The organism is Leclercia sp. S52 (assembly GCF_039727615.1).
GTDB lineage: Bacteria > Pseudomonadota > Gammaproteobacteria > Enterobacterales > Enterobacteriaceae > Enterobacter > Enterobacter adecarboxylatus_B.
Genome location: NZ_CP152474.1, coordinates 3925358 through 3947123, shown reverse-complemented (window position 1 = coordinate 3947123; position 21766 = coordinate 3925358). Strand labels below are relative to the sequence as shown.

Below are 21766 nucleotides of genomic sequence, written 5' to 3'. Positions count from 1 at the left end.
CCTCGTAATCTGCCCATCTGCCCCTCGAATGGTTTTTTTTCTCACGGCACACTGCCGCCATGAAAAAGCAAAAGGGCTTTACCCTCATGGAAATGCTGATCGCTATATCGCTGATTGTGACGCTTAGTGCAGCAGGGCTTTACGGCTGGCGGCGCTGGCAGCAGCAACAGCAGCTGTGGCAGACGGCGCGCCAGGTGCGGGATTATCTGGTGGTACTGCGAAACGACGCCTGGCGCAATAACCGGGACCATATTGTGGCGCTGCAACAGGACGGCAAAAAGTGGTGTCTGTTAAAGACCGGCATCCCGGGGTGCCAGGCGGACAACGCTTTTGTCCTTACCCCGCAGTGGCCTGACATTCAACTCACCGAGCTGACGCCTGCGCTGGGTTTCTACGGTTTACGGGATACCGCCTGGGCCGGACGCGTCCGTCTGCAAAGCCAGGCCGGAGAGTGGCTGATCCTCGTTTCCGCATGGGGGCGTATTCGCATGTGCAACGGCAAGGGAGAGTTCGCATGCCGGTGAAGCAGCGGGGATTTTCGCTAACAGAAGTGCTGATCGCCATGGCGATAGGCAGCGTGCTGTTGATGAGTGCGGCGCGATTCTTGCCCGCGCTACAGCGGTCGATAATGGGGCTGACGAAGCAGCAGGAGTTGGAAGAGGAGCTCTGGCTGCGCATCAACGGCATCGGTAAGCATCTGCAACGGGCCGGGTATTGTGCGGGTAAGTGCGAAGGCGAGGCATTGATGATTGGTCAGCGCGGCGAATGCGTCATTGTCCAGTGGGATGAAAACAGCAACGGTCGCTGGGAAACCATGCCATCAGCCGCCGCAGAGCAGACCGGCTTTCGCCTCAACGGCGGCGCACTGGAAACGTTGCGAGGTGCGACGCAGTGCGAGGGGAAGGGTTGGGAGAGAATGACCGATCCTGACAGGCTCAGGGTTCAGCGTTTTCAGGTGCAGCGCATTTCACGTGCGGGCTTTGCGCCGGAGCTGAGCCTGACGCTGGCGGCCTCCGTCAACGGACGGCGCGATGGCGAGGTCGAGGCGTACCACATTGTTACCGGGTTTAATCTGTGAACCGGCAGCAGGGGATGTCGTCGCTGGCGCTGGTGCTTCTGCTGTTAATGCTCGGCAGCCTGATGCTGGCCGGGCTTAACCAGCAGTTGGCTGCCCTGACGCGTATCGTCAGTACGGAACGTCAGGCGATAGAGCATCAGGCCATCGCCCAATCCGCGCTGGAGTGGGGAAGAACGCTCTCCTGGCAAACCCAGGCTGAATTCGCGTGCCGACAACATCTTCAGCAGCCCTGGCGCGTCTGCTTACGCATTCTGGAAGGGCGCGCGCTGCTTATCGCCAGCAGCGGTAGCGTGACGCTGTGGCGGCTGGGCGAGGTCACGGCCGATGGGGTGCATTTCTCGCCGCACGGCTGGAGCGATTTCTGCCCCATAAAGGAGAGGACGTTATGTCAGCAACCGTAGCGAAACAGAAGGGGTTCAGCATCGTCGAAGTCCTGCTGGCGATGATGCTGATGGTGATGGTCGTCACCGGGCTGGCGGGTTACCATCGTGTTTTAGCCAGCCGGTTTGTCACCCTGGAGCAGTATCGCCAGCTCTGGCGTCATGTCTGGTCTCAGTCACAGCTGGCCGCCGGGGAGATCCCTCCGGGCTGGCAGGTAAACAGGGTGCAGACAACACCGGCCGGATGTGTCAGCATCTCGGTCTCACTTATTTCTCCATTGGGTCGGCAGGGTCAAATGACGCGCCTGCACTGCCCGGTTAGCCAGTAGTTGGGAGCAGCAATGTTAAGGGTCTACCACTCAAACCGTCTTGATGTGCTGGAAGCACTGATGGAATTTATCGTCGAGCAGCAGCGGCTCGACGATCCCTTTGAACCGGAGATGATCCTGGTTCAGAGCACCGGTATGGCCCAGTGGCTGCAGATGTCCCTGTCGCAAAAGTTTGGTATTGCCGCCAACATTGATTTCCCGCTGCCCGCCAGCTTTATCTGGGATATGTTTGTTCGCGTTCTGCCGGAGATCCCGAAACAAAGCGCGTTCAACAAGCAGAGCATGAGCTGGAAGCTGATGACGCTGCTGCCGGAGATGCTGACGCATGACGAGTTCGCCATGCTGCGCCACTACCTGAATGACGATACCGACAAACGAAAACTGTTTCAGCTGGCGTCGCGTACTGCCGATCTCTATGACCAGTATCTGGTCTATCGCCCGGAGTGGTTAACGCGTTGGGAAGCGGGTGAACTGATTGACGGCCTTGACCAGGCGCAGGTCTGGCAGGCGCCGCTGTGGAAAGCGCTGGTGGAACACACCGAACAGCTGGGCCAGCCGCAGTGGCACCGAGCCAATCTCTACGAACGTTTTATCGCCACGCTGGAGTCGGCCAATGTGCCGCCTGCCGGACTGCCGTCCCGGGTCTTTATCTGCGGGATCTCCGCCCTGCCGCCGGTTTATCTGAGAGCGCTGAATGCGCTGGGCAGACATATCGACATTCATATTCTTTTCACCAACCCCTGCCGGCATTACTGGGGGGATATTCAGGATGCCCGCTGGCTGGCCCGCATCGTTACGCGCCAGCGTCGTCGCCTGTTTGACGAACACGCGGTGCCGCTGTTCAAAGACAGCGATACGGCGGCTGACCTCTTTGACGAACAGGGTATTCAGAACCTGCCTAATCCGCTGCTGGCCTCCTGGGGCAAACTGGGGCGCGACTATATCTACATGCTCTCCGAACTTACTGCCTCCGGTGAAGGGGATGTCGATGCCTTTGCGGATATCACTCCGGACAGCCTGCTGCATAACGTGCAGCGGGATATTCTGGAGCTGGAAAACTGCGCGGTGGCAGGCGTTACCGCCGCCGAGTTTGCCAACAGCGCCAACAAGCGCCTGCTCGATCCTGACGATCGCAGCGTAACCATCCACCTGTGCCACAGTCCGCAGCGTGAGGTGGAGGTGCTGCATGACAAACTGCTGGCGATGCTGGAGGACGATCCGCAGCTGACGCCGCGCGATATCGTGGTGATGGTGGCCGACATCGACAGCTACAGTCCCTATATCCAGGCGGTGTTTGGCAGCGCAACGGGCGATCGCTACCTGCCGTTTGCCATATCGGACCGCCGTGCACGCCAGTCGCACCCGGCCCTGCAGGCGTTTGTCAGCCTGCTTTCCCTGCCGGACAGCCGCTTCGTGCCGGAGGATGTGCTGGCCCTGCTGGACGTGCCGGTGCTGGCGGCCCGTTTTGATATTGATGAGGACGCGCTGCGCTATTTGCGCCAGTGGGTCAACGAATCCGGCGTCCGCTGGGGAATGGACGATGACAACGTGCAGGAGTTTGAGCTGCCGGTCACCGGTCAGCATACCTGGCAGTTTGGCCTGACGCGTATGCTGCTCGGCTACGCCATGGAGAGCAGCCAGGGGGAGTGGAATGCCGTCCTGCCGTATGACGAATCCAGTGGTTTAATTGCCGAGCTGGTGGGCCATCTCGCTTCGCTGCTGATGCAGCTTAACCGCTGGCGGCGGGAGCTAATGAAGTCGCGCTCGCTCGAGGAGTGGATGCCGGTATGCCGGGAGATGCTCAATGATTTCTTCCTGCCGGATCAGGAAACCGAAGCGGCGATGGCGTTAATCGAGCAGCAGTGGCAGGCCATCATTGATGAGGGGATCGCCTCGCACTACGGCGAAGCGATCCCCCTGTCGCTGTTACGCGATGAACTCACGCTGCGTCTCGACCAGGAACGAATCAGCCAGCGCTTCCTCGCCGGGCCGGTGAACATCTGCACCCTGATGCCGATGCGCTCCATTCCGTTTAAGGTGGTCTGCCTGCTGGGCATGAACGACGGCGTCTACCCGCGCGCGCTGGCACCGCTGGGGTTTGATTTAATGAGCCAGCAGTCCCAGCGCGGCGACCGTAGCCGTCGCGATGACGACCGCTATCTGTTCCTCGAGGCGCTGATCTCTGCCCAACAGCAGCTCTATATCAGCTATATCGGCCGTTCCATCCAGGATAACAGCGAACGGTTCCCGTCGGTGCTGGTTCAGGAGCTGGTGGACTACATCGGACAAAGCCACTACCTGCCGGGGGGATGAGCATCTGAACTGTGATGAGAGCGAACAGCGCGTGAAGGCGCATATCACCTGCTGTCACAGCCGTATGCCGTTTGATGCCGTCAACTACGAGAACAACGAGCAGCAGAGCTATGCCCGGGAATGGCTGCCGGCCGCGAAGCGGGAAGGGATAGCCCACGGCGATTTTATCCAGACCCTGGATCCGCTGCCGCTGGAGACGGTCGCGTTTGAACAGCTCCAGCGTTTCTGGGCCCACCCGGTGCGGGCCTTTTTCCAGATGCGGTTGCAGGTCCATTTCCGCTCCGAAGAGAGCGAGATCCCTGATGCAGAGCCTTTTACCCTGGACGGCCTAAGCCGCTACCAGTTAAACCAGCAGCTGCTTAACGCGCTGGTGGAGCAGGAGGATGCGCAGAAGCTGTTCCGCCGCTATCGCGCGGCGGGTCAGCTGCCGTATGGTGCCTTCGGGGAAATCACCTGGGATGCCCAGTGTGAGGAGATGCAGGTCCTGGCTGGGCGGGTGATTGAGTGTCGCCAGCCCGGAAAGAGCATGGAGATCGATCTTAACTGCAACGGCGTGAATCTGACGGGGTGGCTGCAGCATGTGCAGCCTGACGGGCTGCTGCGCTGGCGGCCGTCGATGCTCAGCGTTTCGCAAGGTTTGCAACTTTGGCTGGAACACCTTGTCTATTGTGCAAGCGGTGGCGAAGGTGAGAGCCGGTTGTTTGTGCGCAAGGACGGTGAATGGCGCTTCCCGGCACTGCCTGCCGCGCAGGCCATGGAGTATCTCTCGCAGCTGGTTGAAGGCTACCGGCAGGGAATGAATACGCCGCTGCTGCTGCTGCCAGAAAGTGGGGGGAGCGTGGATTAAAACCTGTTACGACGCCACAAATGATGCGATGTTAACGGATGAGGCGACCCTGCAAAAAGCCCGCAGCAAGTTTTTGCAGGCCTACGAAGGCAACATGATTGTGCGTGGGGAAGGGGACGACGTCTGGTATCAACGCCTGTGGCGAACCCTCGAGCCAGAGTACTATGAGGCCATCACCGACGAGGCCCGACGCTACCTGTTGCCGCTGTATAAATTTAATTAGTCCTGGCCCTGTATAAAAATTGCGCAGGTTTGGGCATTCATTTATGATGCCCATCTTGTCATGGACTGATGTACACCACAAAGAGATGCTGGCCTGTCCGGCACGAAGCGTGTTAATGATGATGTCCGTGATGAAGAGGTAGTGAATGCCAGGCAGCACCTTGTTGAAATCGTTAGTTTTGTTCGTCGCTCTTTGGGCCCCCCTCAGTCAGGCAAATACCGGTTGGCAACCCGTTCAGGAAACGATCCGCAAAAGCGATAAAGATACCCGCGACTATCAGGCGATCCGCCTTGATAACGGGATGGTCGTGCTGCTGGTTTCCGATCCGCAGGCCGTAAAGTCACTGTCGGCGCTGGTGGTGCCGGTGGGCTCGCTGGAGGATCCTGAATCCCACCCGGGGCTTGCGCACTATCTTGAACATATGACCCTGATGGGCTCAACGAAGTACCCGCAGCCTGACAGCCTCGCCGAATTTTTAAAAATGCACGGTGGTAGCCATAACGCCAGCACCGCGCCGTACCGCACGGCCTTTTATCTGGAAGTCGAAAACGATGCGCTGGAAGGGGCGGTCGATCGCCTTGCGGACGCCATTGCCTCCCCGCTGCTGGATAAAAAATATGCCGATCGCGAGCGTAACGCCGTTAATGCCGAGCTGACGCTGGCCCGCACCCGGGACGGTATGCGCATGGCGCAGGTTAGCGCCGAAACCATCAACCCCGCGCACCCTGGCTCCCGCTTCTCCGGCGGTAACCTTGAAACGCTGAGCGACAAGCCGGACAGCCCGGTGCTCGATGCGCTGCACGCGTTCCGCGACAAATACTACTCCGCCAACCTGATGAAAGCGGTAGTGTACAGCAACAAACCGCTGCCGGAGCTGGCGAAACTCGCCGCCGAAACTTACGGCCGGGTGCCGAATAAAGACATTACCCGCCCGGAAGTCACCGTGCCGGTTGTCACCGATGCGCAGAAAGGGTTAATCATTCACTATGTTCCCGCGATGCCGCGTAAGGTGCTGCGCGTGGAATTCCGCATTGATAACAACACCGCGCAGTTTCGCAGCAAAACCGACGAGCTGGTTAACTACCTGATTGGCAACCGTAGCCCGGACACCCTGTCCGACTGGCTGCAAAACCAGGGCCTGGTGGAGGGCATCCGTGCCGACTCCGATCCGATCGTCAACGGCAACAGCGGTGTGCTGGCTATCTCCGCGACCCTGACCGATAAAGGGCTGGCCCATCGTGATGAGGTGGTTGCCGCGATTTTCAGCTACCTCTCGCTGCTGCGTGACAAAGGCGTCGATAAACGCTACTTCGACGAGCTGGCGCACGTGCTGGATCTCGACTTCCGTTATCCCTCCATTACCCGCGATATGGACTACGTCGAGTGGCTGGCCGACACCATGATCCGTGTGCCGGTTGAGCATACCCTGGATGCGGTTAATATCGCCGATAAGTACGATGCTGACGCCGTCAAAGCCCGCCTGGCCATGATGACGCCGCAGAACGCCCGTATCTGGTACATCAGCCCGGACGAGCCGCATAACAAAACCGCCTACTTTGTAAATGCTGAGTATCAGGTGGACAAAATCAGCGAGCAAACTTTTGCCGACTGGCAGAAGAAATCCGCCGCAATCGCGCTCAAGCTGCCGGAGGTGAACCCCTACATCCCGGACGACTTTACGCTGATCAAACCGACTAAAGAGTACCCGAAACCGCAGCTGATTGTGGATGAACCTGACCTGCGCGTGGTCTACACCCCGAGCCGCTATTTTGCCAGCGAGCCGAAAGCCAACGTCAGTATGGTGCTGCGTAACCCTGCGGCGATGGACAGCGCCAAAAACCAGGTGATGTTTGCTCTGAATGATTATCTCGCCGGGATCGCGCTGGATCAGCTCAGCAACCAGGCCGCCGTGGGCGGGATCGGTTTCTCAACCAACGCCAACAATGGCCTGATGCTCAACGCCAACGGCTATACCCAGCGCCTGCCGCAGCTGTTTAAGGCGTTGCTGGAGGGCTATTTCAGCTACACCGCCACCGAGGAGCAGCTGGCGCAGGCCAAATCCTGGTATGCCCAGATGATGGACTCCGCTGAAAAGGGCAAAGCCTTCGATCAGGCGATTATGCCGGTGCAGATGCTGTCCCAGGTGCCTTATTTCCAGCGTGAAGAGCGCCGGGATCTGCTGCCGTCCATCACCCTCGACGAGGTGATGGCCTACCGTGCAGCGCTGAAAACCAACGCCAGACCGGAGTTTCTGGTGGTCGGCAATATGAGCGAAGTTCAGGCGAAAACCCTGGCGCAGGACGTCCGCACCCAGCTGGGGGCGAAGGGTACCGAATGGTGCCGTAACCAGGACGTGCTGGTGGATAAACAGCAGAACGTGATTTTCGAGAAACCGGGCAGCAGCACCGACTCCGCGCTGGCGGCGGTGTTTGTTCCGACCGGCTATGACGAATATGCCAGCTCGGCCTACAGCGCCATGCTCGGACAGATCGTGCAGCCCTGGTTTTACAGCCAGTTACGTACCGAAGAGCAGCTGGGCTATGCCGTGTTTGCCTTCTCAATGAACGTCGGTCGCCAGTGGGGGATGGGCTTCCTGCTGCAAAGCAGTGATAAACAGCCGGATTACCTCTGGCAGCGTTTCCAGGCTTTCTTCCCGCAGGCGGAAGCGAAGCTGCGCGCCATGAAGCCAGAAGAGTTTGCCCAGATCCAGCAGGCGGTGATCGCCCAGATCACGCAGCCGCCGCAAACCCTGGCCGAAGAGGCCTCAAAGATCAGCAAAGATTTTGATCGGGGTAATATGCGCTTCGATTCGCATGATAAAGTAGTGGCCGAGATAAAACAGCTCACGCCGCAGAAAGTCGCCGACTTCTTCCACCAGGCGGTGGTTGCCCCGCAGGGGATGGCGATCCTGTCCCAGGTTTCGGGGAGTCAGAGTAAAAAAGCTGACGTCACCCCGCCTGCAGACTGGACGGTCTGGAAAAGCGTGAGCGCATTGCAGCAATCTTTGCCCAGGAGTAAGAACGAATGACCGATACCGCCGAGTCCCTTGATCCCCTACGTTTACCGTTACAGGGGGGAGCGACTGATAGAGGCCTCAGCGGGAACCGGAAAAACCTTCACTATCGCGGCACTCTATCTGCGCCTGCTGCTCGGACTGGGCGGCAGCGCAGCCTTCAGCCGCCCGCTCAGCGTGGAAGAGCTGCTGGTGGTGACCTTCACCGAAGCTGCAACGGAAGAGCTGCGCGGCCGTATCCGCGTCAACATTCACGAGCTGCGGATCGCCTGCCTGAGGCAGAGCACGGACAACCCGCTGTATGCCAGCCTGCTCGACGAGATCGACGACCCACAGCAGGCGGCGCAGTGGCTGCTGCTGGCGGAACGCCAGATGGATGAGGCCTCGGTGTTCACCATCCACGGCTTCTGTCAGCGGATGCTCAGCCTGAATGCCTTTGAGTCCGGCATGCTCTTTGAGCAGCAACTCATCGAAGATGAATCCCTGTTGCGCTACCAGGCGTGCGCCGACTTCTGGCGTCGTCACTGCTACCCTTTGCCGCGCGACATTGCTGAAGCGGTACACGGGTTATGGAAAGGGCCGGAAGAGTTACTCCGCTCCATCGACCGTTACCTGCAGGGTGAAGCCCCGGTAATCAAATCTCCCCCGCCTGCGGACGAAACCCTGGCCTCCCGCCATGAGAAGATCGTCGGCTTAATCGCCACCATGAAACAGCAGTGGTCCAGCAGCGTGGCGGAAATCGACGCGGTGATCGAAGGTTCCGGTATCGACCGGCGCAAGTTCAACCGCGGCAACCAGGCAAAATACATCGAACGCATCACGGCCTGGGCCCAGGAAGAGAAGCACAGCTATCAGCTGCCCGACGCGCTGGAAAAGTTCTCCCAGACGTTCCTGGCGGAGCGGACCAAAGCGGGCGGCGAGGTGCCGCAGCATCCTCTGTTTGTTGCCATCGATACCCTGCTGGCCGAGCCGCTGACCCTGAACGATCTGATGATCACCCGGGCGCTGGCCGAGATCCGCGAGGCGGTGGCGCGCGAAAAGCGCCGTCGCGGCGAGCTGGGTTTTGACGATATGCTCAGCCGTCTCGATGAGGCCCTCAACAGCGACAATGGCGACGCGCTGGCTGCGGCCATCCGGGGCCGCTTCCCGGTGGCGATGATCGATGAATTCCAGGACACCGACCCCCAGCAGTACCGCATTTTCCGCCGGATCTGGCGCCAGCAGCCTGACACCGCACTGCTGCTGATTGGTGACCCGAAACAGGCGATCTACGCGTTCCGCGGGGCGGATATCTTCACCTATATGAAAGCGCGTGGCGAAGTCGCCGCGCACTATACGCTGGATACCAACTGGCGCTCGGCGCCCGGCATGGTTGAAAGCGTCAATACCCTCTTTTCACAGATGAACGACGCTTTCATGTTCCGTGAAATCCCCTTCCAGCCGGTCAAGTCCGCCCCGAGAAACGCCGGGCTGCGCTTTGAGCTGCGGGGTGATTTCCAGCCAGCGATGAACGTCTGGCTGATGGACGGCGAAGGCTGCGGCGTCGGGGATTATCAGGCCTTTATGGCCCAGCACTGCGCGGCGCAAATCCGCGACTGGCTGAGCGCCGGAGTGCGGGGTGAAGCCATCCTGCACCGGGGCGACGAGGCCCGGCCGGTGAGGGCCTCGGACATTACGGTGCTGGTGCGCAGCCGGCAGGAAGCGGCGCTGATCCGCGACGCGCTGACGCTACTCACCATTCCCTCGGTCTATCTCTCCAACCGCGACAGCGTGTTTGAAACCCTCGAAGCCCAGGAGATGCTGTGGCTGCTGCAGGCGGTGCTGGCACCCGAGCGTGAAAGCCTCCTGCGCAGCGCGCTGGCAAGCTCGATGCTTGGATTGAACGCCCGCGACATCGACAGGCTGAATAACAGCGAAACCCTGTGGGATGAGGCGGTGGAGGAGTTTACCCACTACCGCGAGCGCTGGCAGAAGCGGGGCGTGATGGCGATGCTGCGCGACGTCATGGCGCAGCGCAATATTGCCGAAAACATGCTGGCCACCGCGGGCGGCGAACGCCGTCTGACCGATATTTTGCACATCAGCGAGCTGCTCCAGGAGGCGGGAACCCAGCTTGAGAGCGAGCACGCCCTGGTGCGCTGGCTGGCGCAGCACATCGCTGAACCCAACAGCAATGCCTCAAGCCAGCAGATGCGCCTCGAAAGCGACAAGCATCTGGTCAAAATCGTCACCATACACAAATCGAAAGGACTGGAATACCCGCTAGTCTGGCTGCCCTTTATTGCCAACTACCGGGTGCAGGATCAGGCCTTTTACCACGATCGTAAAACCTTTGAAGCGGTGCTCGACCTCAGCAAGGCCGAGGACAGCGTCGAGCTGGCCGAAGCCGAGCGGCTGGCGGAAGATTTACGTCTGCTGTATGTGGCCCTGACCCGCTCGGTCTGGCACTGCAGCCTGGGCGTCGCGCCGCTATTCCGGCGTCGGGGCGACAAGTCCGGCGACAGCGACTTCCACCTCAGCGCCCTTGGACGCTTAATCCAACGTGGCGAGCCGAAAGATTCGGCCGGGCTGCGCCAGTGCCTGGAGACCCTGTGCAACGATCATATTGCGCTGCAGGTTGCCGGGATCGCCGACACCGCCCGCTGGAACATGCCGGAGTCGACGATGCCGGATCTGCAGGCCCGGCAGGTGGCACGCGCGCTGTTCGATGACTGGCGGGTTACCAGCTACTCCGGGCTACAGCAGCACGGACACAGTATCGCCCAGGATCTGATGCCGCGCCTCGACGTTGATGCCGCAGGCACCGGCGAGGTGGCACAGGAGCCGGAGCTGACGCCACACCAGTTCCCGCGCGGCGCTTCGCCTGGCACCTTTTTACATAGCCTGTTTGAAGCGCTCGATTTTACCCAACCCGTCTCCCCGGAGTGGGTGCTGGAGATGCTGCAGAAAGGCGGGTACGACGCCCGCTGGCAGCCGGTGCTGACCCACTGGCTTACGCAGATCCTGCAGACGCCGCTCAACGAGGAGGGGATCTCCCTGAGCCAGCTTTCAGCATCCGATAAACAGGTGGAGATGGAGTTTTACCTCCCGGTCGCCGGGCCGCTGACCGCCGATGCGCTGGATGCGCTGATCCGCGAGCACGATCCGCTGTCGCGTGGCTGCCCGCCGCTCGATTTCCGCCAGGTGCGCGGCATGCTAAAAGGTTTTATCGACCTGGTCTTCCGCCATAATGGCCGCTACTACCTGCTCGACTATAAGTCCAACTGGCTTGGGGAGAACGGCGAAGCCTATACCCCGGAGGCGATGGCCCGCGCGATGCAGTCCCACCGCTACGATCTGCAGTACCAGCTCTACACCCTGGCGCTGCACCGTTATCTGCGCCACCGTATTGCCGACTACGACTATCAGCGGCATTTCGGTGGGGTGATCTACCTGTTTTTACGCGGGGTGGACGGGAGCTCTCCGGGGTCCGGTTGCTTCGCCACCCGCCCGGAAGAAATTTTAATAAATCAAATGGATAGCTTGTTTTCTGCAAGCCGAGAGGAGCTTGTGTCATGACGATGCAGGAATTATTGCTGGAGGCCGTAGAACAGCGCGTATTGCGTCGTCTGGATGTACAGTTTGCGATGATGGTGGCGGGGAACGATGAACCCTCGGTGATGCTGGCGACGGCGATCTTAAGCCGGGACGCCGGAGAGGGGCATGTCTGTCTGCCGCTGTCGCGCCTACAGGCAGAGGCGAAAAGCGCCGCGCTGCAGGCCTGTTTTGCTCTGCATGATGAAACCCTGGACTGGTCCGCCACGCTGATGCGTTCGCGCGCAGTGAGCGCAGGGGACGAACCAACGCCGCTGGTGCTGGTGGGAGACCGCCTCTACCTCAACCGGATGTGGCGCTACGAGCGGGCCGTGGCCAGTTTCTTTAGCGAAGCCAACCAGCCGTTGCCCCATGACAGTGCCGACGTTCAGCGTACCCTGAACGCGCTGTTCACCTCTGACGAAGCCGTCAACTGGCAAAAGGTGGCGGCGGCTGTGGCGTTAACGCGGCGTATCTCGGTGATTTCCGGCGGCCCGGGCACCGGTAAAACCACCACCGTTGCCCGCCTGCTGGCGGCGCTGATCCAGATGGCGGGGGGAGGAGAAGTGCCGTATCCGTCTGGCGGCCCCGACCGGTAAGGCCGCGGCGCGTCTCACCGAGTCGCTGGGTGGCGCGCTGCAACAGCTTCCGTTGACCGACATCCAGCGCAAGCGCTTCCCGACCGAAGCCAGTACCCTGCACCGTTTGCTCGGCGCCCAGCCGGGCAGCCAGCGTCTGCGCTACCATGCCGGTAACCCGCTGCATCTGGATGTGCTGGTGGTGGATGAAGCCTCGATGATCGACCTGACCATGATGTCTCGTCTGATTGATGCCCTGCCGCCCCATGCCAGGGTGATCTTCCTCGGCGATCGCGATCAGCTGGCGTCCGTTGAAGCCGGGGCCGTGCTGGGCGATATCTGCACCTGGGCCAGCGCCGGTTTTACCGTGCAGCGTGCTCAGGAGCTTGCGGGCATGACCGGATGCCAGATGGAAGGCAACGTCAGCCCGGTGGCGGGCGCGCTGCGCGACAGCCTGTGCCTGCTGCAAAAAAAGCTACCGTTTCGGCAGCGACTCCGGCATCGGGCAGCTGGCGGCCGCGGTTAACCGTGGCGACCGCCACGCTCTGCGCTCGGTATTTGACGGTACGTTCAGCGATATCGAGAAAAAGCAGCTCCAGAGTGGGGAAGAGTATCTGGTGATGCTGGAGGATGCCCTGCAGGGATATCACCATTTTCTCGATCATGTGCAACGTCAGGCCTCCGAAGGGGAGATTCTGGCGGCATTTAGCCGCTACCAGCTGCTGTGCGCCTTACGGGACGGTCCCTTTGGTGTGGCCGGGCTCAACGAAAGGCTGGAGCAGGTGCTGGTGCAAAAACGCCGCATCAGCCGTCAGCCGCATTCGCGCTGGTATGAAGGCCGCCCGGTGATGATTTCGCGCAACGACAGTGCGCTGGGTCTGTTTAATGGTGATATCGGGATTGCGCTGGATCGGGGGCAGGGGCTGCGCGTCTGGTTCCAGATGCCGGACGGCAGCCTGAAGTCCGTACAGCCGAGCCGCCTGCCGGAGCATGAAACCGCGTGGGCGATGACGGTGCATAAATCTCAGGGCTCTGAGTTCGATCATGCGGCGCTGATTTTGCCTACCCAGATGTCCCCGGTAGTGACCCGCGAGCTGGTCTATACGGCCATTACGCGTGCCCGTCGGCGGTTATCGCTGTATGCGGATGACGGTGTGCTGGTGCAGGCCGTTACCACCCGTACGGAGCGACGCAGCGGGCTGAGTGCGATTTTTGAAGCTTTGTAATTATTTTCTCTCACACTTCTGAGGGAACCCCTCAAATAATCTTCGCACGGACGATTCCCTCTCCCTTGAGGGAGAGGGTTAGGGTGAGGGGGGAACATGCGGCTCAGGTGGTTGTTCCGTTCACCTTACGTTCTGCTTTTCTCTGTCGGCCGCGTCACCCGTGAACGTGTGAAGGGGGGCTCGCCGCCGCCCCCTTCACAATCCCGGCTCCCGGCAAAGAAAATCGCCGCTTCGCGGTGCCCTCAGCTTATTCCTTCAGGCTTTCGGGTCGGGCACCAGCCTGCATCCGTGCAGGCTATGCCCTCTCGGCGCGTCCCTGCGCCTCGCCCCGGCCTTCCGGAAACGCTTCGGCGATTTTCAGCCGGACCAGGGAGCCGCTGTAAGTGTTTTATTATTCTGAAATTATTCCATCGCTTTAAGCGCAAGAAAATTATTGCGGATTTATCAAACTTTGCTGGAAAAGAGATTAACCCAGATCCGCCATCAGCACCTTCGAGCGACGCTGATAGTTATACATCTCTTTCTTGGTTTCCGGCAGGGAATCAATGTCCACCGGCGTGAAGCCGCGCTCCTGGAACCAGTGAATGCTGCGGGTAGTGAGTACAAATAGCTTACTCAGCCCCAGCTGCCGCGCCTGAAGAGCGATCCGCTCCAGCAACACTTCGCCGCGTGATGAGCTGCGGTAGTCAGGGTGCACCGCCACGCAGGCCATCTCCCCAATCTTCTCTTCCGGGAAGGGATAGAGCGCCGCGCAGGCGATGGTGAGGTTGTCGCGCTGAATAATGGTGAACTTGTCGATCTCCATCTCCAGCTGTTCGCGGGAGCGACGCACCAGGATCCCCTGCTGCTCCAGCGGGCGAATCAGCTCCAGAATGCCGCCGATGTCGTTGATGGTGGCGCGGCGGATCTGCTCGGCGCTCTCCATGACGATCTGCGTCCCGATACCGTCGCGGGAGAAGAGCTCCTGCAACAGGGCACCGTCTTCCTGATAGCTGATCAGGTGGCTGCGGCGCACGCCGCTGCGGCAGGCTTTGATGGCGCCGCGCAGGAAACGCACGGTGCCAGAGTAGTAATCGCCCTGTTCCTCAAGCGCTTCGACCCGCGCCTGGGCTTCGTTCGGGAACAGCTCAGAGACGATATTCCCCAGCTCGTTAGTGACCCCCTGCGAGGAGCAGAAGCCGATCATTTTTTCGGCTTTCAGCTTGATTGCCAGCTGGGTGGCAATCTCTTCTGAGGTGAGGTTAAAGCTTTCGCCGGTCACCGAGACGGCAACCGGGCCGGTCAGCACAATCGCGCCGCCGTCGAGCTGGCGGTGGATTGCCTCTTCATCAATACGACGAATACGTCCGCTGTGGCAATAATCCACCCCGTCATCCACCCCAAGCGGCTGAGCGATAATAAAATTGCCGCTCACCACGTTGATGTGCGCCCCCTGCAGCGGGGTATTGTTGAGGCTCATCGACAGACGCGCGGTAATGTCGAGCTGCAGCAGACCGGCGGCCTGCTTTACCAGCTCCAGCGTTTTGGCGTCGGTGACGCGGGTATGTTTGTGGTAAATCGGCTCGTGATGATGCGCGGCCAGATTGGCTTCAATCTGCGGACGGGCACCATAAACGACAACAAGGCGAATACCCAGGCTGTGCAGCAGGCCGATGTCATTGACAATGCTGGAGAAGTTCTCGTGCTCAATGGCTTCGCCGCCGAGCATAATGACGAACGTCTTCCCCCGGTGGGTGTTGATATAGGGAACAGAATGGCGGAATCCCTGGACCAGTTCGATTCTACGTTCCTTCACCACGGCACAACCCCTCATTGAATGTTTATTCGTAATTTTTGTATTTTTATTCGAATATGCACCCGCGCGCAAGCCAAACTTTTCGCCGAAGCAAAGAAAACATTTAGTGAAGTAATCATTAACGCATGATTGTTTACCCTTTTAAGGATGACAGGTTATGCATCATTCGCTAAAGTTTTCGGTCAATTTGGACGTTATGAGAAGTTATTCGATATCTTTGCTCGGGAGAAGCATGTCGGGATCCAGTAAAGCATTAAGTCGCCGCCGCCTGTTACAAGGGGCCGGGGCAATGTGGTTGCTTAGCGTAAGTCAGGTAGGGCTTGCCGCCGTCAGTCAGGTGGTGGCGGTACGTGTCTGGCCAGCGTCGACCTATACACGCGTGACGGTCGAGTCCAACCGGGTGCTGAACTATAAGCAATTCGCCCTGAGTAATCCGGAGCGGGTGGTGGTGGATATCGAAGGGGTGAACCTCAATTCAGTCCTTAAAGGGATGAGCGCCCAGATCCGTGGCGACGATCCTTTTATCAAGTCCGCGCGCGTCGGGCAGTTTGATCCGAAAACCGTGCGCATGGTGTTTGAACTTAAGCAGAACGTGAAGCCGCAGCTGTTTGCCCTGGCACCGGTAGCTGGTTTTAAAGAGCGTCTGGTGATGGATCTCTATCCCGCCAACGCGACGGACATTCAGGATCCTTTGCTGGCGTTGCTGGAAGATTACAACAAAGGCGATCTCGAAAAGCAGGTTCCGCCTGCGCAGAGTGGTCCGCAGCCGGGCAAAGCCGGGCGCGATCGCCCGATTGTGATCATGCTCGATCCGGGTCACGGCGGGGAAGACTCCGGCGCAGTGGGCAAATACCGCACGCGGGAAAAAGACGTGGTGCTGCAGATCGCCCGTCGCCTGAAGGCGCTGATCGACAGAGAAGGCAATATGCGCGCCTATATGACGCGTAACGAAGACGTCTTTATTCCGCTGAAGGTGCGCGTGGCGAAAGCGCAAAAGCAGCGCGCGGATCTGTTCATCTCTATCCATGCGGATGCCTTTACCAGCCGTCAGCCCAGCGGGTCGTCGGTGTTTGCCCTTTCCACCAAAGGGGCAACCAGTACGGCGGCAAAACTGCTGGCAGATTCGCAAAACGCCTCTGACCTGATCGGCGGCGTCAGCAAGAGCGGCGATCGTTACGTTGACCACACGCTGTTTGATATGGTGCAGTCGCTGACCATCACCGACAGCCTGAAGTTTGGTAAAGCCGTACTGGGTAGACTGGGTAGGGTAAACAAGCTGCATAAAAACAGCGTCGAGCAGGCCGGGTTTGCGGTATTAAAAGCGCCGGATATCCCGTCGATCCTGGTGGAGACCGCGTTTATCAGTAACGTGGAAGAGGAGCGCAAGCTTAAGACGGCCGCCTTCCAGCAGGAAGTGGCGGAGTCGATACTGGCGGGGATTAAAGCCTATTTCTCGGATGGGGCGACGCTGGCGAGACGCGGTTAATCAGGATGGCCGGGTTTACGCCCGGCAAAATGACAAACTGCAGATACAAAAAAACACCCGAAAGGGTGTTTATTGTTTTCAGAAGTGTTGGTTGCGGGGGCCGGATTTGAACCGACGACCTTCGGGTTATGAGCCCGACGAGCTACCAGGCTGCTCCACCCCGCGTCCGTCATTCTACTTCGTAGAATCTTACTTCTTTAAATTTGATTGGTTGCGGGGGCCGGATTTGAACCGACGACCTTCGGGTTATGAGCCCGACGAGCTACCAGGCTGCTCCACCCCGCGTCCGTCTTTCTACAGTCGTAGAAGATACTTCATCAAATTTTAATTGGTTGCGGGGGCCGGATTTGAACCGACGACCTTCGGGTTATGAGCCCGACGAGCTACCAGGCTGCTCCACCCCGCGTCCGTGGAAGCGCACTATACTCGGATGACTTTTTGTTGCAACCCTTTTTCGTAAAAATCACCAAATTAGGTGTTGATTGTACGCTCCTCCGACAGTTCGGCTGTTTTTTGCGCAAAATTTGCGTGAGGGGAGGTAATCGCATTTCAATACACTTGCCGGTTTGTTATCTTCATTGCGCAGAATCGGGCAACTTAAAGACGAGATATAATGAAAGGACGTTGGGCGAAGTATCTGATGACGGGCGCGATGGTAGCTATTCTGGCTGCCTGTTCCTCCAAACCGACCGATCGCGGTCAGCAATATAAAGACGGGAAACTGACCCAGCCTTTCTCTTTAGTAAATCAACCTGACGCCGTGGGCGCGCCCATTAATGGTGGCGACTTCGCAGAGCAGGTGAGCCAGATCCGCACCGCGTCGCCGCGGCTGTATGGCTCGCAGAACAGCGTGTATAACGCCGTGCAGGACTGGTTACGCGCCGGGGGGGGATACCCGCACCATGCGCCAGTTCGGCATTGACGCCTGGCAGATGGAAGGCACCGATAACTACGGTAACGTCCAGTTTACCGGCTACTACACCCCGGTGGTGCAGGCGCGCCATACCGCACAGGGTGAGTTCAAATACCCTATTTACCGCATGCCGCCAAAACGTGGCCGCCTGCCATCCCGCGCCGAGATCTACTCCGGTGCGCTGAGCGACAGCTATATCCTGGCCTACAGCAACTCGCTGATGGATAACTTCATCATGGACGTGCAGGGCAGCGGTTATATCGACTTTGGCGACGGCAGCCCGCTTAACTTCTTCAGCTATTCCGGTAAAAACGGCCACGCTTACCGCAGTATCGGTAAGGTGCTGATCGATCGTGGGGAAGTGAAACGCGAAGATATGTCGATGCAGGCGATCCGCGAGTGGGGCGAGAAGCACAGCGAATATGAAGTGCGCGAGCTGCTGGAGCAGAACCCGTCATTTGTCTTCTTTAAGCCGCAAAACTTTGCCCCGGTGAAAGGTGCGAGCGCGGTACCGCTGATTGGCCGCGCATCTGTGGCCTCTGACAAGACGGTGATCCCACCGGGTACCACCCTGCTGGCAGAAGTGCCGACGCTGGATCACAACGGGAAATTCTCCGGTCAGTATGAACTGCGTCTGATGGTGGCGCTGGACGTGGGCGGGGCCATCAAAGGCCAGCACTTCGACATCTATCAGGGGATTGGCCCCGATGCCGGTCACCGCGCAGGCTGGTATAACCACTACGGACGCGTGTGGGTGCTGAAAACCGCAGCAGGCGCGGGCAACGTGTTTAGCGGCTGAGTGTGGTAATATTGTCAGCATGTTTTCCGGGGTGAGGGGCAACTCTCACCCTTTTTACATCTGAGGTTCTATGTCTGTGGTAATGAGCGAAGCCTGGCGCCAGCGTTTTGGTGGCACCGCGCGTTTATATGGTGAAAAAGCCCTGCAACTGTTTGCCGATGCGCACGTCTGCGTGGTCGGGATTGGCGGCGTCGGCTCATGGGCGGCGGAAGCGCTGGCACGAACCGGGATCGGCGCCATTACGCTTATCGACATGGATGATGTCTGCGTTACCAACACCAACCGGCAGATCCATGCCCTGCGCGACAGCGTCGGGCAGGCAAAATCTGAGGTGATGGCGGAAAGGATTCGTCAGATCAACCCGGAATGCCGCGTCACGGTGATCGATGATTTCGTAACGGCCGATAACGTCGCCCAGTATATGGGGGCCGGTTACAGCTACGTGATTGACGCCATAGACAGCGTGCGCCCGAAAGCGGCGCTGATCGCCTGGTGTCGTCGCAATAAAGTGCCGCTGGTGACCACCGGCGGGGCGGGCGGGCAGATCGACCCGACGCAGATCCAGGTCACCGACCTGGCGAAAACCATCCAGGATCCGCTGGCAGCCAAGCTGCGCGAGCGTCTGAAAAGCGATTTTGGGGTGGTGAAAAACAGCAAAGGTAAGCTGGGCATCGACTGCGTATTCTCCACGGAAGCGCTGGTCTATCCGCAGGCCGACGGCTCAGTCTGCGCCATGAAGAGTACTGCGGAAGGGCCAAAACGGATGGACTGTGCCTCCGGGTTTGGTGCGGCCACTATGGTGACCGCGACCTTTGGCTTTATCGCCGTGTCTCACGCCCTGAAAAAGATGATGGCAAAGGCGGAACGTCAGGCCTGACGCGCCGCCTCCAGCACCGCCTCACTCAGCGCAGTCAGCCCCTGGCTGCGCGAGGCGCTCAGCTGACCGCGTAACCCCAGCTCATCAAACAGCGCCAGCGGGCTCTCGCTGAGGATCTGCGCGGCGCTTTTCCCCTCTATCGTTGTCAGCAGTACGGCCAGCAATCCGCGCACAATCCGGCCTTCGCTGTCGCCATAAAAATGCAGCTTATCCCCGACGGGGGTCACTCCAAGCCAGACGCGGTTCTCACAGCCGGGGATCTCTTTCGCCTGTGCTTTCAGCTCATCGGACAGTACGGGCAGCTGTTTGCCCAGCAGGATCAGCTGGCGATACTTGTCTTCCCACTGGGTCAGCGGGGCGAAGGTCTGTTTTAACGTTTCTTCCGTGATGACGGTGCCGAACGGGTGTCCGGCGAGAATTGGGCTTGTCATTCATCCACCAGTAAGGCAAGGGCGCGATCGACGGCGGCAACCAGCGCGTCGACATCGCTTTGGGTGTTATAAGGGGCAAACGAGACGCGCAGGGTGCCGTTGACGCCAAGCGCCGCCAGCAGCGGCTGGGCGCAGTGCTGTCCGGCGCGCAGGGCAATACCGTAACCCGCCAGCAGCGTCACCATGTCGCTGTGATGCACGCCGGCAAAATCGAACGCCAGCAGGCTCGAATCCTGGACGCGGAAAGAGCGAAAGCCGGGGCGTTTTTTCAGCGCTTCTTCGGCCAGCGTCGCCAGCCCGCGGCTCCAGCTCTCCGCCTGCTGCAGATCGATATCCGCCAGCCACTCCAGCGCCGCGCTCAGGCCAATCACCCCGGCGACGTTGGGCGTCCCGGCTTCCAGGCGATACGGCACCGCCTGGGTTTTGAAGCCGTCAAAGCTCACCTCGGCGATCATCTTGCCGCCGCCGAGCCACGGGGTCATCTGTTCCAGCAGCTCGGCTTTGCCGTAGAGCGCGCCGATGCCGGTCGGTCCGTAAAGCTTATGTCCGGAGAAGGCATAGAAGTCGATATCCAGCTGCTGCACGTCAGCCGGAAAATGCACCACCCCCTGCGCGCCATCGACCACCACCACCATACCGCTGGCATGGGCGAGCTGAATGGCGCGGGCCAGATCCGGGCAGCCGCCGGTGACGTTAGACATTTGTCCCAGCGCGAGGATGCGGCTGCGCGGGGTGATAAATTCGGGCAGGCGGGCGACATCCGCCAGCAGATCGGCACCCAGGGGTAACTTCACCACCCGTGCGCCGGTCTGTTCGGCCACCATCAGCCAGGGCACCAGATTGGCGTGATGCTCCGCCTCGCTGACGATAATCTCGTCGCCCGGCTGCAGGCGTGGACGAGCGTAACACTGCGCCACCATGTTGATGGCTTCGGTGGTGCCCCGCGTCCAGACAATATTTTTACCGCTTTCGGCATTAAGCAGCTTCGCGACCTGATCGCGGGCTGCTTCATAGCGCGCGGTTAAGCGTTGCGCCTCGGCATACTGGCTGCGATGCACATTGCCTGCGCTCAGGCTGTAAAACTGGTGCGTGGCCTCGATCACCGCCTGAGGCTTGAGGGCCGTCGCGGCGCTATCAAGATAGACACCGGCATCGGCCAGCGCCGGAAACTGTGCGCGAAAATGGGCAGGGCTGAATGCGTTCATGGAGTTCCTCTTCATCATGAAGAGATCGTCGCGCAAATTCAGCGGCAGGGCAAGGAGGTTGATCTCTATCGGATTTGTCTGTTTATCCTGGCGCAACAGACGAAGCAGGTTATGCTGAAATAGTGTCAGGAAGATGTTTTAGCCTGTTCTGAAACATGGTTTAGATAGCATTAATTGCTAAAGGAGAAGAAAATGAAGAAGACTGTCGCAATTGTTTCTGCCTGTATGCTTACTTTCGCACTGAGCGCCTGTTCCGGTAATAACTACGTTATGCATACCAACGATGGCCGCTCTATCGTCTCAGAAGGTAAGCCGCAAACCGATAATGACACCGGCATGATCTCGTATAAGGATGCGAACGGGAACAAACAGCAGATCAACCGCAGTGATGTGAAAGAGATGGTTGAGCTGGACCACTAACGGAATTGCAGACAAAAAAAAGCACCGCAATTGGGCGGTGCTACATTAATCACTATGGACAGACAGGGTAAATGTACAGGAAGTGAAAAATTGGTAGCGTCGCTACCGAGGTCTGAATCGCAGACCAATTGCAAACACAACAACACAACATCACAACCGTAAGCCAAAAGCCCTTCAGAACACGCATTCCAAAAAAAGCTTTTCGTTCCGGCTCAGGAAGTGCCGCCACTATAGGTATTTGCTGGTAGTTCCTCAACGGACAATTTATAATGGCTCAGAT

At 59.2% G+C, this 21766-nt stretch carries 11 protein-coding genes, 3 tRNA genes and 4 pseudogenes; 12 read left to right on the top strand and 6 right to left on the bottom strand.

What is annotated here, in order from left to right:
* The first annotated feature begins 59 nt into the window (after nucleotides 1-59).
* From AAHB66_RS18815 to recD, 8 genes and pseudogenes are all read left to right on the top strand, one after another.
* The gene (locus tag AAHB66_RS18815; protein WP_347114051.1) at nucleotides 60-524 is read left to right on the top strand and encodes a prepilin peptidase-dependent protein; all 465 of its coding nucleotides are present in this window, start codon (nucleotides 60-62) and stop codon (nucleotides 522-524) included.
* Nucleotides 515-1078: a prepilin peptidase-dependent protein gene (locus tag AAHB66_RS18810; protein ID WP_347114050.1), complete on the top strand. Its 564-nt coding sequence runs from the start codon at nucleotides 515-517 to the stop codon at nucleotides 1076-1078. Before AAHB66_RS18815 ends, AAHB66_RS18810 begins: the two co-directional genes overlap by 10 nt.
* Nucleotides 1075-1479: a DUF2509 family protein gene (locus AAHB66_RS18805; RefSeq protein ID WP_347114048.1), complete on the top strand. Its 405-nt coding sequence runs from the start codon at nucleotides 1075-1077 to the stop codon at nucleotides 1477-1479. Before AAHB66_RS18810 ends, AAHB66_RS18805 begins: the two co-directional genes overlap by 4 nt.
* Nucleotides 1464-1787 (top strand): prepilin-type N-terminal cleavage/methylation domain-containing protein, encoded by a 324-nt coding sequence (locus AAHB66_RS18800; protein WP_142486961.1) that lies wholly within the window; start codon nucleotides 1464-1466, stop codon nucleotides 1785-1787. The genes AAHB66_RS18805 and AAHB66_RS18800 overlap by 16 nt, the downstream gene beginning before the upstream one ends.
* A 12-nt stretch (nucleotides 1788-1799) precedes the next feature.
* Nucleotides 1800-5170, top strand: a pseudogene (recC, locus tag AAHB66_RS18795) (exodeoxyribonuclease V subunit gamma).
* A 145-nt stretch (nucleotides 5171-5315) separates the two neighbouring features.
* The gene (gene ptrA / locus AAHB66_RS18790; protein ID WP_347114047.1) at nucleotides 5316-8198 is read left to right on the top strand and encodes a pitrilysin; all 2883 of its coding nucleotides are present in this window, start codon (nucleotides 5316-5318) and stop codon (nucleotides 8196-8198) included.
* Nucleotides 8195-11741 (top strand): annotated as a pseudogene (gene recB / locus AAHB66_RS18785) (exodeoxyribonuclease V subunit beta). The gene ptrA and the pseudogene recB overlap by 4 nt, the downstream one beginning before the upstream one ends.
* A pseudogene (gene recD / locus AAHB66_RS18780) lies at nucleotides 11738-13560 on the top strand (exodeoxyribonuclease V subunit alpha). The pseudogenes recB and recD overlap by 4 nt, the downstream one beginning before the upstream one ends.
* Nucleotides 13561-14026: 466 nt before the next feature.
* Here the strand turns inward: recD and argA are convergent.
* The gene (gene argA / locus AAHB66_RS18775; RefSeq protein ID WP_347114046.1) at nucleotides 14027-15358 is read right to left on the bottom strand and encodes an amino-acid N-acetyltransferase; all 1332 of its coding nucleotides are present in this window, start codon (nucleotides 15356-15358) and stop codon (nucleotides 14027-14029) included.
* A gap of 229 nt (nucleotides 15359-15587) precedes the next feature.
* Between argA and amiC the strand changes: the two genes are divergently transcribed.
* A complete protein-coding gene (amiC, locus tag AAHB66_RS18770; protein ID WP_337017186.1) occupies nucleotides 15588-16841 on the top strand; it encodes an N-acetylmuramoyl-L-alanine amidase AmiC in 1254 nt (417 codons plus the stop codon).
* Between the two features lie 88 nt (nucleotides 16842-16929).
* Here the strand turns inward: amiC and AAHB66_RS18765 are convergent.
* From AAHB66_RS18765 to AAHB66_RS18755, 3 genes are all read right to left on the bottom strand, one after another.
* A tRNA-Met gene (locus AAHB66_RS18765) sits at nucleotides 16930-17006 on the bottom strand.
* A gap of 43 nt (nucleotides 17007-17049) precedes the next feature.
* Nucleotides 17050-17126 (bottom strand) — tRNA-Met (locus AAHB66_RS18760).
* 44 nt (nucleotides 17127-17170) lie between these two features.
* Nucleotides 17171-17247, bottom strand: a tRNA-Met gene (locus AAHB66_RS18755).
* A gap of 207 nt (nucleotides 17248-17454) precedes the next feature.
* Between AAHB66_RS18755 and mltA the strand changes: the two are divergent.
* Nucleotides 17455-18553, top strand: a pseudogene (gene mltA / locus AAHB66_RS18750) (murein transglycosylase A).
* Nucleotides 18554-18623: 70 nt separating this feature from the next.
* On the top strand, nucleotides 18624-19430 hold the full coding sequence (gene tcdA, locus AAHB66_RS18745) for a tRNA cyclic N6-threonylcarbamoyladenosine(37) synthase TcdA (protein ID WP_347114045.1): 807 nt from the start codon (nucleotides 18624-18626) through the stop codon (nucleotides 19428-19430).
* On the opposite strand, the gene csdE is transcribed toward tcdA, so the two are convergent.
* Complete coding sequence (gene csdE, locus AAHB66_RS18740; RefSeq protein WP_347114044.1) at nucleotides 19421-19861, bottom strand: cysteine desulfurase sulfur acceptor subunit CsdE; 441 nt, start codon at nucleotides 19859-19861, stop codon at nucleotides 19421-19423. The genes tcdA and csdE overlap by 10 nt on opposite strands.
* The gene (gene csdA, locus AAHB66_RS18735; protein ID WP_347114043.1) at nucleotides 19858-21066 is read right to left on the bottom strand and encodes a cysteine desulfurase CsdA; all 1209 of its coding nucleotides are present in this window, start codon (nucleotides 21064-21066) and stop codon (nucleotides 19858-19860) included. The genes csdE and csdA overlap by 4 nt, the downstream gene beginning before the upstream one ends.
* A 192-nt stretch (nucleotides 21067-21258) precedes the next feature.
* Here csdA and AAHB66_RS18730 point away from each other — a divergent pair, with 192 nt between their 5' ends.
* Nucleotides 21259-21486: a YgdI/YgdR family lipoprotein gene (locus AAHB66_RS18730; protein WP_337017194.1), complete on the top strand. Its 228-nt coding sequence runs from the start codon at nucleotides 21259-21261 to the stop codon at nucleotides 21484-21486.
* Nucleotides 21487-21766: the final 280 nt, after the last annotated feature.

Coding starts and splice junctions, on each gene's coding strand:
- AAHB66_RS18815 (WP_347114051.1), top strand. CDS start 60: ATGAAAAAGCAAAAGGGCTTTACCCTCATGGAAATGCTGATCGCTATA.
- ptrA (WP_347114047.1), top strand. CDS start 5,316: ATGCCAGGCAGCACCTTGTTGAAATCGTTAGTTTTGTTCGTCGCTCTT.
- amiC (WP_337017186.1), top strand. CDS start 15,588: ATGTCGGGATCCAGTAAAGCATTAAGTCGCCGCCGCCTGTTACAAGGG.
- csdA (WP_347114043.1), bottom strand. CDS start 21,066: ATGAACGCATTCAGCCCTGCCCATTTTCGCGCACAGTTTCCGGCGCTG.
- csdE (WP_347114044.1), bottom strand. CDS start 19,861: ATGACAAGCCCAATTCTCGCCGGACACCCGTTCGGCACCGTCATCACG.
- AAHB66_RS18730 (WP_337017194.1), top strand. CDS start 21,259: ATGAAGAAGACTGTCGCAATTGTTTCTGCCTGTATGCTTACTTTCGCA.
- AAHB66_RS18800 (WP_142486961.1), top strand. CDS start 1,464: ATGTCAGCAACCGTAGCGAAACAGAAGGGGTTCAGCATCGTCGAAGTC.
- AAHB66_RS18810 (WP_347114050.1), top strand. CDS start 515: ATGCCGGTGAAGCAGCGGGGATTTTCGCTAACAGAAGTGCTGATCGCC.
- tcdA (WP_347114045.1), top strand. CDS start 18,624: ATGTCTGTGGTAATGAGCGAAGCCTGGCGCCAGCGTTTTGGTGGCACC.